At 61.9% G+C, this 15338-nt stretch carries 15 protein-coding genes; 9 read left to right on the plus strand and 6 right to left on the minus strand.

Annotation, left to right across the window (positions count from 1 at the left end; all coding sequences use genetic code 11):
- The first annotated feature begins 43 nt into the window (after nt 1-43).
- Nucleotides 44-541 (plus strand): nuclear transport factor 2 family protein, encoded by a 498-nt coding sequence (locus tag HF327_RS05085; protein ID WP_169107207.1) that lies wholly within the window; start codon nt 44-46, stop codon nt 539-541.
- On the plus strand, nt 519-1208 hold the full coding sequence (locus HF327_RS05090; RefSeq protein ID WP_169107208.1) for a glutathione S-transferase family protein: 690 nt from the start codon (nt 519-521) through the stop codon (nt 1206-1208). The genes HF327_RS05085 and HF327_RS05090 overlap by 23 nt, the downstream gene beginning before the upstream one ends.
- Before the next feature lie 102 nt (nt 1209-1310).
- On the opposite strand, the gene HF327_RS05095 is transcribed toward HF327_RS05090, so the two are convergent.
- Complete coding sequence (locus HF327_RS05095) at nt 1311-1958, minus strand: TetR/AcrR family transcriptional regulator (RefSeq protein ID WP_169107209.1); 648 nt, start codon at nt 1956-1958, stop codon at nt 1311-1313.
- Nucleotides 1959-2098: 140 nt separating this feature from the next.
- On the opposite strand from HF327_RS05095, the gene HF327_RS05100 reads away from it, so the two are divergent.
- From HF327_RS05100 to HF327_RS05130, 7 genes are read left to right on the plus strand one after another with little or no spacing between them, the layout of a single operon-like run.
- Nucleotides 2099-3436: an NAD(P)/FAD-dependent oxidoreductase gene (locus HF327_RS05100; protein ID WP_169107210.1), complete on the plus strand. Its 1338-nt coding sequence runs from the start codon at nt 2099-2101 to the stop codon at nt 3434-3436.
- Entirely contained in the window at nt 3433-4185 is a 753-nt protein-coding gene (locus tag HF327_RS05105; RefSeq protein ID WP_169107211.1) for a DUF1365 domain-containing protein, read from the plus strand. The genes HF327_RS05100 and HF327_RS05105 overlap by 4 nt, the downstream gene beginning before the upstream one ends.
- Entirely contained in the window at nt 4182-5450 is a 1269-nt protein-coding gene (locus HF327_RS05110) for an SAM-dependent methyltransferase (protein ID WP_169107212.1), read from the plus strand. Before HF327_RS05105 ends, HF327_RS05110 begins: the two co-directional genes overlap by 4 nt.
- Complete coding sequence (locus HF327_RS05115) at nt 5447-6055, plus strand: chalcone isomerase family protein (protein ID WP_169107213.1); 609 nt, start codon at nt 5447-5449, stop codon at nt 6053-6055. The genes HF327_RS05110 and HF327_RS05115 overlap by 4 nt, the downstream gene beginning before the upstream one ends.
- 22 nt (nt 6056-6077) lie before the next feature.
- Nucleotides 6078-7355, plus strand: coding sequence for an MFS transporter (locus HF327_RS05120; protein ID WP_169107214.1), 1278 nt, complete (start codon nt 6078-6080; stop codon nt 7353-7355).
- A complete protein-coding gene (locus tag HF327_RS05125; RefSeq protein ID WP_169107215.1) occupies nt 7352-7912 on the plus strand; it encodes a DUF3833 domain-containing protein in 561 nt (186 codons plus the stop codon). Before HF327_RS05120 ends, HF327_RS05125 begins: the two co-directional genes overlap by 4 nt.
- Nucleotides 7913-7917: 5 nt before the next feature.
- The gene (locus tag HF327_RS05130; protein ID WP_169107216.1) at nt 7918-8709 is read left to right on the plus strand and encodes an SDR family NAD(P)-dependent oxidoreductase; all 792 of its coding nucleotides are present in this window, start codon (nt 7918-7920) and stop codon (nt 8707-8709) included.
- A 45-nt stretch (nt 8710-8754) separates the two neighbouring features.
- Here HF327_RS05130 and hutG read toward each other — a convergent pair whose 3' ends face one another.
- From hutG to hutU, 5 genes are all read right to left on the minus strand, one after another.
- Nucleotides 8755-9579, minus strand: coding sequence for an N-formylglutamate deformylase (hutG, locus tag HF327_RS05135; RefSeq protein WP_169107217.1), 825 nt, complete (start codon nt 9577-9579; stop codon nt 8755-8757).
- A gap of 32 nt (nt 9580-9611) precedes the next feature.
- Nucleotides 9612-11036 (minus strand): formimidoylglutamate deiminase, encoded by a 1425-nt coding sequence (locus HF327_RS05140; protein WP_169107218.1) that lies wholly within the window; start codon nt 11034-11036, stop codon nt 9612-9614.
- A 336-nt stretch (nt 11037-11372) separates the two neighbouring features.
- A complete protein-coding gene (hutI, locus tag HF327_RS05145; RefSeq protein WP_169107219.1) occupies nt 11373-12683 on the minus strand; it encodes an imidazolonepropionase in 1311 nt (436 codons plus the stop codon).
- 145 nt (nt 12684-12828) lie between these two features.
- Nucleotides 12829-13416, minus strand: coding sequence for a HutD/Ves family protein (locus HF327_RS05150; protein WP_169107220.1), 588 nt, complete (start codon nt 13414-13416; stop codon nt 12829-12831).
- 159 nt (nt 13417-13575) lie between these two features.
- The gene (hutU, locus tag HF327_RS05155) at nt 13576-15297 is read right to left on the minus strand and encodes a urocanate hydratase (RefSeq protein WP_169107221.1); all 1722 of its coding nucleotides are present in this window, start codon (nt 15295-15297) and stop codon (nt 13576-13578) included.
- Nucleotides 15298-15338: the final 41 nt, after the last annotated feature.

Consider the following 15338-nt stretch of genomic DNA (forward strand, 5'->3'; position numbering starts at 1 on the left):
TTAGACCTTCAGATGTTCCCATCAAGCGGAGTTACCGGGCCCAATGACCGCAGATTTTTCATCTATCCCAACTGATATGAATGCTGCCGTGGACCGACTTGTTCAGCTATATGAGCAACTCACACCGGATCTCATCAGGCAACTTGATGCGTTTTATGCAGCAGACGCGCACTTCAAGGATCCATTCAACGATGTTCGTGGGGTTCCGGCTATTGCCGGGATCTTTGATCACATGTTTGATACCTTGCAGGGTCCGCATTTCATCGTCACGCAGAAGCTGGTGCAGGGTCAACAGGCTTTCTTGGTATGGGAATTTCACTTTCGATTGCAACGCTGGCGACCTGGTATTGATCAATGCATTAACGGGGCCACACTGCTGTGCTTTGATGCGCAAGGCCGCGTTATCCAGCACCGTGATTACTGGGATACGGCTGAAGAGCTGTATGAAAAATTACCCCTGCTTGGATCCCTGATGCGCTGGCTGCGCAAAGCGGGATCCGCCTCTAGGAAGAGTGACCATGTTGATCGTTCATCACCTTGAAACTTCGCGCTCTCAGCGCGTCCTCTGGTTGCTTGAAGAGCTTGGCGTTCCCTATGAACTGCGGCATTACAAACGCGATCCCCAGACCCGCTTGGCGCCACCTGAACTCAAGCGCGTCCATCCACTGGGGAAATCGCCGGTTATCAGCAATGGCGACATTGTGGTTGCCGAATCTGGCGCCATCATCGAGTACCTCGTCGAGTGCTATGGCAATCAGGCGCCCATGGAGCTGTCACACTTGGAGCCGTTGCGTGGAACAGCTGAGCACCGCCAGTGCCGTTTTTGGATGCACTACGCCGAGGGCTCACTCATGAATTGGCTAGTGATGAAGCTGGTTTTTGACACCATCCCGAAGCAGCCCATGCCATTTTTCGTTCGTCCGGTCGCTCGCGCGCTGTGCGGCAAGGTGCAGCAAAAACTCATTTCGCCCAATGTGCAGACCGCTTTAGCCTTTATGGAGGATCACTTGGCAAGCCATCGCTGGTTTGCCGGTGAGCATCTGAGCATGGCCGACTTCCAGATGAGCTTTGCTGTTGAAGCTGCCTTGGCACGTGCCGACAACGAAGCCGCTTGGCCTCACCTGATCGCCTATCGCGAACGCATGCGCGCACGCACTGCATACCAGCGAGCCTTGAGCAAGGGCGGACCGGTAGTAATGCAGTCCTGAAACCTGTGAGCGAAGGCCTGGCATGAATGAACGTGCGCAAGCGACAACCTCCTTAGCTTGGCCTACGTTTCCCGCTGTCAAGTCTTAGCCAAGCTAAGGTGATTAGCTTGCTTGCCCAGGAACAGCCAATCCACCAAAGGTCGTGCTGGACACCCAGTCGATGATTTGCGCGTGCGTGTACTGGCCTGATTCCTTGAGCAGGGCCACTACGGGATCGCAGGCGCGCGCAAACAGCGTGTAGAGCACCAGCTCGGCTGGCAGCGTGGGCTGCAACTGACCGCTGGTCTGGGCCTCGGTGATCCAGATGCTGAGGCGGTTACTCAGCGAAATCAACCGATCCATATAAGCGTCGTTGGATTGCAGCGAGGCGCTGAGGTTGGAGTTTTGTGCGGGCAGGGAAGGCATTTGGCCTTCCAGCTGGGTCTGCATGGCCCAGCGAGTCACGGCCTTTAACTGGTCCAGCGGACGCACGGGTGTGGCGGTCTCAGCCGCTTGTGTGGCCTCGTCGCGCAAGCCATCCACGAAGGCCAGTGCCCGGTCCAGCACGCCGACCATGGCGGCCCCTGCCAGTTCTTCTTTGGAGGTGAATAGCTTGTACAGGCTGGCCTTGGCCATGCCAGCTTCGGCAGCAACCTCGTCCACCGTCATGGCGTCGTAACCCTTGGTAGCCAGCAGCCGGTTCACGGCCGCCACGATGGCCTGCTCGCGCACGCGCTGAATCTGTTCTTTGATGGAAGTGCGGCTTGTCATGGCCCTATTTTAGACCGCATGGGTCATCTCTGATACCAAATAGTGCAAAGTGGATGTGTTTAGTTTATAGTTTGAACTCATTAGTTCACAGTTTGATCTTTGTGGTATTATTGATTGATTCAACCAAGAAAGACGCTCCCATGCATCGCATTGCAGTCATCGGGTCGGGGATTTCAGGTCTGGCCGCAGCACGGCGGTTGGCTGGCGCGCCAGGCCAACATGGCGTGACTCTGCTGGAGGCGGGCAGCCATTTCGGTGGTCATGCCAACACCGTAGACATGACGCTCGGCGGCGTGAGCCAGGGCGTGGACACGGGCTTTCTGGTGTTCAATCACCGAACCTATCCGTTGCTGACCCGCTTGTTTGAAGAGTTGCAGGTGCCAACTGCTGCGGCCGAGATGTCATTCTCGGTGCAGGTGCCAAATGCCAATGGTCAGGCAGGCCTGGAGTGGAGCGGTAGCTCGCTGGGTGGTGTTTTTGCCCAGCGCGGCAATCTGCTCAGGCCTCGTTTTCTGAAGATGCTGGCAGAGATCCTGCGCTTCAACCGCTTGGCCACGCGCATTGCCAAAGAAGGCGACGAAACGCAGTTGCGCAGTTCCATCGAAGTTTTTCTGGACGAGCACCACTTTGGAGCCGCCTTCCGGCAGGATTATCTGCTGCCCATGATGGGCTGCATCTGGTCCTGCCCCACGGACCAGATGCTTCGTTTTCCCGTGGCCACGCTGATCCGCTTTTGCCACAACCATGGCCTGATCCAGGTCACAGACCGGCCGCAGTGGCACACGGTGCGCGGAGGCTCGCGCCAGTACGTGCAGCGAATGGTGGCCGCGCTGCAGCAGGACGGCAGGCACGACGCGCGACTGAACACGCCGGTGCTTGGCCTGCGCCGCTTGGCTCATGGGGTGCTGCTGCAGATGGCTCATGGCACGGAGCAGTTCGACGCCGTGGTGCTGGCGTGCCACAGCGACCAGGCCCTGCGCCTGCTGGGCAGCGATGCGACACCGCAGGAGCGCAGCGTACTTGGCGCAATCCGCTACCAGCCCAACCAAGCCGTGCTGCATACCGATGCCAGCGTGCTGCCGCGTCGTGAAGTGGCCTGGGCTGCCTGGAACTACGAACGCGCTGCCGACTCGGGGCGGGAACAGGCCGGTGTCTGCCTGCACTACCTGCTCAACCGACTACAGCCCTTGCCATGGACGAAGCCCGTAATGGTTTCACTGAACCCGGTGCGTCCCATTGACGACAGCCAGGTTCACGCGCGCATGGAGTACAGCCACCCGGTGTTCGATCTCGCGGCGATCGAAGCGCAGAGCCCAGTGGGTGCTCTGCAAGGACAGCGACGGACCTGGTTTTGCGGTGCATGGTGCGGCTACGGATTCCATGAGGACGGCCTGCGCTCCGGTCTGGAAGTTGCCGACAAGCTGCTGAATGCCTTGCCGGCGCTAGCTCTCAGCTCCACCTTTGAGGGGGCCGCATGACTACCCGTTCACTCATCGGCTTTGGCCATGTCTGGCACCGCCGCCTGCGGCCTGTGGAGCATGCCTTTCGCTATCCGAGCTACTTCCTGATGCTCCCCATGCGCAGCCTGCGCTCGCAGCCGGACGCCATTCTCAGGCGCAATCGGCGCGGCTGGTTGAGCTTTCATGACTGCGACCACGGGGATGGCGGCACCGATGCGTTGGCCTGGTTTGAGCAGCTGCTGCACAGCGAAGGCATTGAAGATGCCGATGGCGAAGTCTGGCTGCACACTTTCCCGCGCGTGCTGGGCTATGCATTCAAGCCCGTGAGCTTCTGGTATGCCCACCGCGCCGATGGCTCGCTGGCCGCAGTGCTGGCCGAAGTCAACAACACTTTTGGCGAGCGCCATGCCTATCTGCTAGCAGGGTCGGACCTTGCCTGGGGCTCAGAGCAGGTGGCGCACAAGCAATTTCATGTCTCGCCGTTCTGCGAGGTGAGCGGCGAGTATCGCTTCCGATTCGAGCGCGGCGAAGACCGCACTCTGGCGCGGGTGGACCTGCACGACGAGGACGGCCCGCTGCTGCAGACCAGCGTGGGCGGCGTGCTGCAACAGCTGGATGCAGCCACCGTGCGCCGCGCCTTCTTCGGCACTCCCTTGATGACACTGGGCGTCATCGTCCGAATCCACTGGCAGGCGCTGCGCCTTTGGGCAAAACGCGTGCCGTTCCATGGCAAACCCTCCGAGCCCAAGCGCTTCGTCACACGATGAACACTACCGCCGCCTCTCTGCTGAGCACCACCACCGCAGCGCCGCATCGCATTCCTGCGAGGGTACGCCGTGTGCTGAACCTGCTCGAACGCCTGCCGCACGGGCAGCTGAACCTGGAGCAACCCGATGGACGCTTGCTGCACTTGCCCAGGATGCCGTCGGGCATTGCAGACGCGCATTGCGTGCTGCACAGTTGGCAGGCGCTGCACCGTACGCTGAAATCGGGGGATATCGGGCTGGCCGAGGGCTATATCGCAGGCGAGTGGGACAGCCCGGACCTCGCCGCTTTGCTGCGGCTTTGCATGACTAACCGCGACCATGTGCAAAGCCTGGTCTACGGTAGCTGGTGGGGCAGGCTGGGCTACCGGCTGCGTCATCTGCTGCAACGCAATACGCGGGCCGGAAGCGCCAGAAACATCCATGCCCATTACGACCTGGGCAATGATTTCTACCGCCTCTGGCTGGACCCCGGCATGAGCTACAGCGCGGCATGGTTTGAGAATCGAACCGGAGAATCGCTGCACCAGGCGGATCTGCAAGAGGCACAGCAGGCCAAACTCAAGCGCACGCTGAACGAGGTAAGACTGCAGCCCGGCCAGCGCTTGCTTGAAATCGGCTGCGGCTGGGGTGGCCTGGCAGAAACAGCTGCCCATGAGTTTGATGCCCAGGTCACGGGCGTGACGCTGTCGCGCGAACAACTGGTTTGGGGTCAGCGGCGCATGCTTCAGGCCGGTCTGGTCGACAAAGTGGACCTGCGATACCAGGACTATCGCGATTTGCCTGCACAGCATGCAGACCAGCCTTTCGATGCCATCGTATCCATCGAAATGTTTGAAGCAGTCGGCCGCGAATACTGGAGCGGCTACTTCCAGGTGCTGCGCGACTGCCTCAAGCCCGGCGGCCTAGCCTGCATACAGACCATCACGCTGCGCGAAGACCTGTTCACCCGTTATCTGCGCTCCACCGATTTCATCCAGCAATATATTTTTCCGGGTGGCCTGCTGCCCAGCATTCCTGCCTTCGAGCAGGAAGCGCAGCGCGCCGGCCTGGTGGTGGAAAGCCACATGGCCTTTGGCCGCGACTACGCGGAGACGCTCCGGCGCTGGCACCAGTCCTTTGAACACCAGATTGACACCGTGCGCGCCCAGGGCTTTGACGAACGGTTTGTGCGCATCTGGCGTTTTTACCTCGCTTACTGCGAGGCGGCCTTCGACACTGGCAACACCGATGTGGTCCAGTTCACGCTGCGCAGGCCATTGTCATGACCGCCCCGCAACCCCGCGTCCCGAGCGCATCAGGCTCACCACGTCGCCAGGCCCTGGCCTGGGGCACCGCCTGCGTCCTTGCCTCTTCATTGATCACTATGCCCAACGCCTTGCACGCCATGACTCCGAGCACCGAACTTCCGGCCGAACTGCGCAGCACCCTGCCGGCCGCGCGCCAGGTGGGTACAGCCGTGCTGCGTTTCTTTGGTCTACGCGTCTACGAAGCTCGACTATGGGCCATCAACGGATTCACGCCGGAAGACTACAACCACCATCCGTTTGGGCTGGAGTTGGTCTATGACCGCAAGCTGGAAGGAGCGGCGATTGCCGAGCGCTCCATCGCCGAAATGCGCAGGGTCGGCCGCTTCACCGATGAGCAGGCTCGCCAGTGGCTGAGCTTGATGAAGCAGGCGTTTCCCGATGTGGTAGCCCAGGACAGGCTGCTGGGCCTGAATGACGGCCAAGGCGAGGTGCGTTTTTTCCACAACGGTCGGCAGACTGCCCAGATACGCGACGCCGAGTTCGCACGCCTGTTCTTTGGTATCTGGCTGTCGCCCCAGACCTCGGCACCCGCCATGCGCAGCTCGCTGCTCGGCTTGGGCTGAACACCGCCACCGGAAGACGTTCATGGCCTCGCATCCTGCCACCGCCCACATGCTGCCCTGGCGAACGGGGTTGGCCTATGGTGGGCTGGCCACTCCACTGGCCTTTGTATCCCTGCCTTTGTATGTGAACCTGCCGCACCATTACGCCAGCGTGGAGGGGGCCCCCTTGGCGGGACTGGGGGCTGTATTGCTTGCAACGCGCGCATTCGATGCCCTGGTGGATCCCGCCATTGGTCGCAAAGCTGACTGGCTGCTGCGCCGTGGAGCATGGCCGGCTTGGTGTGCAGCGATGCTGGGTAGCCTGCTGATGGTGCTGGGATTTTGGGCACTCTGGCACTCGCCGCGGGGTACCGAGGCAGCCATGCTGGGCTGGCTGGCATTGAGCCTGCTCGCGTGTACGCTGGCCTACAGCTTCGTCACCATTCTTCATCAGGCTTGGGGAACCCGCTGGGGAGGCGACCCCTGCTGGCGCGCCCGTGTGACCGCTTGGCGCGAAGGCGCCACACTAGCAGGCGTGCTTCTTGCCAGTGTCCTGCCGGTCTGGCTGGGCTATGACGCGATCAGCGCCGTGCTGGCTATGGGCCTGGCGCTGGGCCTGATCGGTTTGTATCGTCTTAAAGCCCCAGTAATACTGCCGCCTCAGCCCGCAGTGACTCATCAGGCTTCGCCGTGGTCAGATTCTGGCTTTCGGCGTTTGCTGGCCATCTTTATGTTCAATGGGGTAGCAGCCGCCATTCCCGCGACCCTGCTGCCTTTTTTCGTGGCGGACAGGTTGCAGGCTCCCGAGCTGCAGCCCTTGCTGCTGTTGTGTTATTTCGGTGCGGCGGCTCTGGGCTTGCCGCTGTGGGTGAAAGCCGTCTCCCGCTGGGGCCTGGCACCCTGCTGGCGCATGGGCATGCTGGTCAGCGTGCTGGCTTTCGGATTTACGCCCTGGCTGGGTGCAGGTGACGGCATGGCTTTCGCCGTGATTTGCCTGGCCAGCGGGTTGGCACTGGGCGCTGATCTGGCTTTGCCAGGTGCCTTGTTGACGGGCGTGATCCACGAGGCAGGAGAGGGCGGCCGGGGCGAGGGCCGCTACCTGGGCTGGTGGACCTGCGCAACCAAGCTCAACCTGGCCCTGGCTGCGGGCCTGGCATTGCCTCTGCTATCCGCCGCGGGCTACCGCAGCGGCGGTACCGACCCGGCCGGGCTGCAGGCACTGGCCTGGGCCTATGGCGGCCTGCCATGTCTGCTCAAGCTGGCGGCTGCGCTGCTTCTTTGGCGCGCCGAGCGATTGCATTCTTCCTGGAGTCACACATGAGCCACATCACCTACTCCGCTTCTTTTTCGCCGTTGCGGCGCGCCTGCCTGGGGGCGGCATTGGCACTGGCCCTGACGGGCTGCGCCGGGCCTTCGGTACAGGACTACGCCAAGGAGCAGCCGCAGCTGGATTTGCGCCAGTATTTCAACGGGCCGCTGACGGCACATGGAATTTTCACAGACCGTTCAGGCAAGGTGGTTAAGCGCTTTACCGTGCGCATGACAGGGCGATGGGATGGCGAGCAAGGCAGCTTGGACGAGCACTTCGTCTACAGCGACGGCAGCACGCAGCAGCGTGTCTGGCATATCCAGCACCTGGGCGATGGACGCTACAGCGGCAGGGCAGACGACGTGGTGGGAGAGGCCCAGGGCCAGAGCGCGGGCAATGCCATTCGCTGGAGCTACGTGCTGGCACTGCCCGTGGACGGAAAAGTCTGGAACGTCAACATGGATGACTGGATGTACCTGATGGACGAGCGCACCTTGCTCAACCGTACGGCCATGAGCAAGTTCGGTGTGCATCTGGGCGATGTAACGCTGGCCTTTGTCAAGGAGTGATGGTCATGTCGCTTTTCTCCAGTCAGCTGAATCCACCGCTCACCGACTGGCACGGACGATTGGCATGGATTCTAGGTGCCTCTTCGGGCATAGGTCGCGCTACGGCCGAAGCATTGCACAAACAAGGGGCCCGTGTAATCGTTTCGGCGCGGCAGAGCGCTGCGCTGCAGGATTTTGTACGCGAGCACCCCGATTGCTTGGCTCTGCCTCTGGACGTGACCGATGCCGAGGCAGTGGCTGCAGCAGCCCAGGTTGTGCGGGCCCATGCAGGCAGGGCTCCAGACCTCATCCTCTACTGCGCAGGCCACTACAAGCCACAGCTCGCCACAGAATTTGACCTGGCTGAAATGAAACACCATCTGGCCGTGAACTATGGGGGGGCACTGCATCTGCTCGATGCCGTGCTTCCCATGCTATTGGCCGCTGGCAAGGGCCACCTGGCCTTGGTCGGCAGCGTGGCCGGATACCGGGGGCTTCCCATGTCACTGGCCTATGGACCCACCAAGGCCGCCCTCAATAACCTGGCGGAAAACCTTTATCTGGACCTTCATGGGAAGGGCCTTGGCGTGTCCATCATCAATCCTGGCTTTGTCGAAACACCGCTGACAGCGCAAAACGACTTCAGGATGCCCTCACTGATCAGCGCTGATGAAGCCGCACAGCACATGCTGCACGGCTGGGCACAGGGACGTTTCGAGATGAACTTCCCGCGACGCTTCACGCGCTGGATGCGTTTGCTGCGCTGCCTTCCCGACGCTTGGTACTTCGCGGCGGTACGCCGTTCCACTGGAGTCTGATGGTGCGCGGTAAGCGCACCTTGATCGCCTTGGCAGACAGATCGGTCAAAGTGAACTGCCAGAGTCCATTTTCGAAAATTCCAGCATCGCCTCTAGCATATTGCGCAATGTAGGTTGCACAAGCTGTGCCAGATCAGGCAAGTATTCAAACGGCATCTGCTCCTGCATATAGCTGGACTGGGTCATCTCCATCTGCACCGCGTGGTAGCCCTTGTCGGGCTGACCATAGTTGCGCGTAATGTAGCCGCCCGTAAAGCGACCATTCAGCACGCTGGAATGATGGGGGGACTGTTTGGCAATCGATAGCAAGCTTTCAGCCAGCTCGGGTGCACAGGCGCTGCCGTTGCCAGTACCGAGGTTCAGATCGGGCAGTTTGCCTTCGAAGAAGCGCGGCAGCACCGAGCGGATGCTGTGCGCATCCCAGAGCATGGCCACGCCATACTCGTCATGCATGCGGTCCAGCTCTGCGCGCAGCTGGCCGTGATAGGGCTGCCAGTAGAGTTCGCGGCGGCGGGCAATCTCGGCGTCGTCGGGCTCGGCGTCCTTGCTGATGTACAGCGGTGTGTCGTCAAAGCTGTCCACCGGGCACAGACTGGTCACGCTTTGGCCGGGATAGAGGCTGGCACCACTGGGGTCGCGGTTCAGGTCGATCACATAGCGCGAATGCGTGGCCACCAGGATGGAGGCTCCCATCTGCTTGGCAAACTCATACAGCGTAGGCATATGCCAGTCCGTGTCGTGCACCTCGCGGCTTTCAGCCGTGAGCTTGGCGGCAATGTCGGCCGGCACATGGGTGCCGGTGTGGGGCATGGAAATCAGCAGGGGGGCGGTGCCCTGGTGAAAAACAAAAGGTGGGATGGATGGGCTCATGGAGCGATTTTCCTTGCTATCAAATACGGAGATCAGGCACTGCGCAGCAACTGGCTGCGGACCCGAACAAAAGCCTGTTGTGCGGTTTCGTGCAACAGGTGACGACCCGATTGCACCTGCTGCTTGCCCGCGACCCACACCTCGGCCACGGCCGAAGTACGATGGCTGGCAAACACATGGCCGGCATGGCCGCTGTCGGCGGGCAGACCAGCTAGCGCGACATGCTCGCCATCCAGCACCACAAAGTCGGCTTGCTGACCCACGGCCAAGCCTGCAATGGCGCGGCCAGCAGCCTGGGCACCACCGGCCACGGCCTGCAAGGTCATGGCGGTTGCCACCTGGGGCTGAGCACCGCCGCCCAGCACATTGCGCTGGCGCAGCGCCAGGCGCTGGCTGTATTCCAGCATCAGCAGCTCCTCGGCCGCATTCACCGTGGCGTGGCTGTCGGAGCCCACGCCCCAGCGGCCACCATGTTGTAGCCACAAAGGCATGTCGAAAATACCGTCGCCCAGGTTGGCCTCGGTGGTCGGGCAGATGCCGGCCACAGCACCGCTTTTCGCGGCGCTGGCGTATTCGTCGGCCGTCATATGCGTGGCATGAATCAGGCACCAGCGCGGATCGACGGCCGCATGGTTCATCAGCCATTGCACGGGGCGCTGGCCGCTCCAGGCCAGGCAGTCGTCCACTTCCTGGGTTTGTTCGGCAATATGGATATGCACTGGTGCTTTGGGCAGCATGGCGTGCAGACCCGCGACTGCGGCTTGCAAGCTGTCTGGCGGCACAGCCCGCAACGAATGCGGTGCAAGGCCCAGATTGGCCTCTTGCGCTTTACAGACGGGCGCCAGCTGCTGCAATAGCGATAGCATGTTATCGGTGCTGCGAATAAAGCGTGCCTGGTCTTCGCGCGGTGGCTTGCCGCCAAAACCGCTGGTCTGGTAAAGCACAGGCAGCAGCGTCATGCCCATGCCGGTCTTTTGCGCCGCACGCAGCAAGGCCCGCGACAGCGTGGTGACATCGGTATAGGGCTTGCCGCCTATGTCATGGTGCACATAGTGGAACTCGCAGACCGAGGTATAGCCCGCTTCCAGCATCTCCAGATAGAGCCAGGTGGCAATAGCCTCTAGTGCCTCGGGCGACATGCGGTTGGCAAAGCCGTACATGAGATTGCGCCAGCTCCAGAAGCTGTCTTGCGCCTGGCCGCGAAATTCCGTCAACCCGCCAAACGCCCGCTGAAAGGCATGCGAATGCAGATTGGGCATGCCGGGAATCACGGGACCGGCGGCCCTGGCGGCGTCCTCCGCCTCGCCGGCCTCGCCGCTTTGCGGATCCACGCCCGCCAGCACTTCGATCAGCTGACCGCTCTGGTTCCAGCTCAACAGGACATTGCGCGCCCACCCCGTAGGCAATAAGGCATCGGCAGCGAACAAGGTGCGCGAAATGGAGGATGAAGCAGTCATGGTAATGGGTCTCTATGAGAGGCTGGTAAAAGTCAGGCCACGCAGTTCATGCCGTCGCAGACTCAGTGTGTGCCATGGCAGTGAGCCAGGCCTGAACAAAATGCGCATTGTCTTTTTCGTTAGCGATGGACACGCGCGAAAAATGCTCTAAGCCCGGCGCTTTCCTGGGGATGAGCACGGCCCTGCAGGAGCGTATGTGTGGTCGTTCCCGTTCGTAAGCGAGCAGCGCTTGGACATTCCGCTGCCGCGCTGGGACACATCGGCGTCGAAAGGATGAATCTGTTGCGCCACAAATCGTTCGCGGGACCTCAAAGTCTTTCAGAGCTGTCTCCCTGCTCAAGCCTTTGCCGGAGCAAATACCTTGCCTTGGCGCACGATAGTGCACTGGGGTTTGCTGCCAAACCAGTAGGCCAGCTCGGCCGCATGCTGCACGGGCCACAGCACGAAGTTGGCGGGGCGGCCAGCGGCGATCAGTCCTTGCTCATGCTGCAGACCCAGGGCGCGTGCCGCATGGGTGGTGATGCCGGCCAGTGCCTCGGGCACGGTCAGGCGAAACAGCGTGCAGGCCATGTTGGCCATCAGCAGCAGACTCAAACACGGAGACGTTCCGGGATTGTGATCCGTAGAAACGGCCATCGGAACCTTGGCGACCCTCAAAGCGTCAATCGGCGGCACTTGGGTGTCGCGCAGCGTGTAAAAAGCGCCGGGCAGCAGCACGGCCACGGTGCCGGCTTGCTTCATTTCGGCAATGCCGTTTTCGGACAGATGCTCGATATGGTCGCAAGACAGGGCGCCGTACTGCGCCGCTAGCGCCGCGCCTTCCATGTTGGACAGCTGCTCGGCATGCAGCTTGACGGGCAGGCCCAGAGCCTTGGCGGCCTGGAAGACCTGTTCGGTCTCGGCCAGCGAAAACGCAATGCGCTCGCAGAAAACGTCCACCGCATCGACCAGGCCTTCGGCGGCCAGTGCCGGCAGCATCACCTGGCTGACCAGATCGGTGTACTCCTGACTGCGGCCCGCATATTCAGGCGGCAAGGCATGAGCCCCCAAGAAGGTGGTGCGCACAGTCACGCCACACAACTGGCCCAGGCGGCGCGCTACGCGCAGCTGCTTGCGTTCATGCTCCAGCGCCAGGCCGTAGCCGGATTTGATTTCAATCGCCGTCACACCTTCGGCCAGTAACTGCTCCAGGCGCGGCAGGGCCAGCGCCACCAACTCGTCCTCGCTGGCCTCGCGCGTGGCCTTGACGCTGGAGACAATGCCGCCACCGGCCTTGGCGACTTCTTCGTAAGTGGCACCGGCCAGACGCATGGCAAATTCGTTGGCGCGTTCGCCGCCATAGACCAGATGGGTGTGGCAGTCGATCAGGCCCGGCGTGGCCAGTTGGCCGAGGCCATCGTGGGTGACCAGATTCAGATACTGCTCGGGCAGCACCTCTTGCGCGCCCACCCAGACCACGCGACCTTGCTGCACCACGATGCAGGCCAGCGTGCCTTCGGTGACCGAAGCCTGGCTCTCATCGCCTTCATCGCTTTCAGTCATCTCGAACAGGCCCGGAGCCAGACACAGGTTGTGCCAGCAACCATCGGCAGAAGGCGCGACCGCCCGTTCAGGAATGGGATGGGTGGCTGGTGTGGCTTGCGTCATGGAGCACTCCGGTGCTGAGGGTCAATCGATGGGTGGGTGCGCTTTGAATTTATCAATTTCATAGCGGCTTGCTCATGACTCTGTTCAGTTTCAATGAGGTTTCATTCGTATTCTGAATACTGACTGGTGTCATGCGCTTTTATTTTTAGAGCGAGGGATGCAGGCTGACCCGTACCAGGTGGGCACCCGTGAGCTGGGGCGTCAGAACCAGCGCCTGCTGCAGCGGCTGGGAGGGCGACCACCACAGGCCCTGACCGGGCTCCAACAGTGTGCCATCTGCCGTCTTGCAGCGGCCGTCCAGCACCATGCACAGGCCGGCCGGGCTGTCAGCGCTCAAGCTGCTGCCCGGTTCCGCCTTGATGACTTCCACTTGCGCACTCCACTCTCCGCGCCGCGTCATGACATTGAAGTCGGTGGAGGTGCCGCCCAGCAGCGTGCAGTCCAGCGCCACATCGCCAGAAAACGCAAACGGCTGCCAGCGTGGCTGGAGCGTGTGGTCGATGCCTGCCGCCGCGCTGACGAGTTGTACCCCGTCGCCATCGAGCAGCATGATCTGCCGGTCGATGCCGGCAAACGCCGAAAACGGCCCCGGCTGGGCAATCGTTGCCACGCTGATGCGCCAGGCAAAGCTGTCCATGTCCGCCCCCGGCGGAAAACACACGATCTCGCGCGTGCTGCCGCCCCCGTTCTTCCAGGGGCTGTGGGGAATCTGGTTCAGATCAAAACGTTGCATGGAAAGCAGTTTGTAGAGGTGAGCTATAGATCAATCCACCTAAAACTGGCGCGGCCTAGCTCAGAGACACCGAGCAAGAGCCGCCTCGCAGCGAAGGTATCGTCCCCCTCCCGCGTAGCGAGAGAGGGGGAAGCGGCGTAGCCGCTCAGGGGGTGATACTTACTTCACCATCGGCAGGTTCAGGCCGTGGCGCTTGGAGGCTTCCACGGCAATCTCATAACCTGCGTCGGCATGGCGCATCACGCCGGTGGCGGGGTCGTTCCACAGCACGCGGTTCAGGCGGGCAGCGGCTTCATCGGTGCCGTCGGCCACGATGACCACGCCAGCGTGTTGCGAGTAGCCCATGCCCACGCCACCGCCGTGGTGCAGGCTGACCCAGGTAGCGCCGCCGGCAGTGTTCAGCAGGGCGTTGAGCAGCGGCCAGTCGGACACGGCATCGGTGCCGTCCTTCATGGCTTCGGTTTCGCGGTTGGGGCTGGCGACGGAGCCGCAGTCCAGGTGATCGCGGCCGATCACGACGGGGGCTTTCAGCTCGCCGTTCTTGACCATTTCATTGAAGGCCAGAGCCGCCTTGTGGCGCTCTCCCAGACCCAGCCAGCAGATGCGCGATGGCAGGCCCTGGAAGGCGATGCGTTCGCGGGCCATGTCCAGCCAGCGGTGGGTGTGCTTGTTGTCGGGGAACAGTTCCTTGATCTTGGCGTCGGTCTTGTAGATGTCCTCCGGGTCGCCGGACAGGGCCACCCAGCGGAACGGACCCTTGCCTTCGCAGAACAGCGGACGGATGTAGGCGGGTACAAAGCCGGGAAAGTCGAAAGCGTTCTTCACGCCTTCGTCCAGCGCCACCTGGCGAATGTTGTTGCCGTAGTCCACCGTGGGCACGCCCATGGCCTGGAAGTCCAGCATGGCTTGCACGTGCACGGCGCAGCCCTTGGCAGCAGCCTTGGTCAGGGTAGGGTGCTGGCCGGGGTCGGCCGCAGCGGCATTCCATTGCTCCACGGTCCAGCCCACGGGCAGGTAGCCGTTGACCAGGTCGTGGGCCGAGGTCTGGTCGGTCACGATGTCTGGCTTGGGGCCCCCGGCCTTGGCGCGCTTGACCAGCTCAGGCAGGATTTCAGCGGCATTGCCCAGCAGGGCAATGGACACGGCTTCGCCCTTTTCGGTGTGGTGCTTGATCAGGGCCAGAGCGTCGTCTATGTCCTTGGCTTGCTTGTCCACATAGCGGGTGCGCAGACGGAAGTCGATGCTGGACTGCTTGCATTCAATGGCCAGCACGCAGGCACCGGCCAGCACGCCTGCCAGAGGCTGTGCGCCGCCCATGCCGCCCAGGCCGGCGGTCAGGATCCACTTGCCGGTCAGGTCGTTGTTGTAGTGCTGGCGGCCGGCTTCGACAAAGGTCTCGAACGTGCCTTGGACAATGCCTTGGGCGCCGATGTAAATCCAGCTGCCGGCCGTCATCTGGCCGTACATGAACAGGCCCTTCTGGTCCAGTTCGTTGAACTTTTCCCAGTTGGCCCACTTGGGCACCAGGTTGGAGTTGGCCAGCAGCACGCGCGGTGCATCGGGGTGGGTCTTGAACACGCCCACGGGCTTGCCCGACTGGATCAGCAGCGATTCGTCGGCTTCCAGCTTTTTGAGTTGTTCGAGGATCTCGTCATAGCACTCCCAGTTGCGGGCCGCGCGACCGATACCGCCGTAAACCACCAGAGCCTTGGGGTTCTCGGCCACATCGGGGTCCAGATTGTTCTGGATCATGCGGTAGGCGGCTTCGGCCAGCCAGTTCTTGCAGTGCAGCGTGGTGCCGCGGGGCGCGCGGATTTCGCGGCTGGCATCGTAACGGGGATCTTGCTTGGAGGCGCTGAGGATGGCGTCGTTGGCGTTCATGTTCATGTCCTTCAGGTTGGAATAGGGGGAGCAGTCGGCCT

It is taken from the genome of Comamonas suwonensis, from assembly GCF_012844455.2.
GTDB lineage: Bacteria > Pseudomonadota > Gammaproteobacteria > Burkholderiales > Burkholderiaceae_C > Comamonas > Comamonas suwonensis.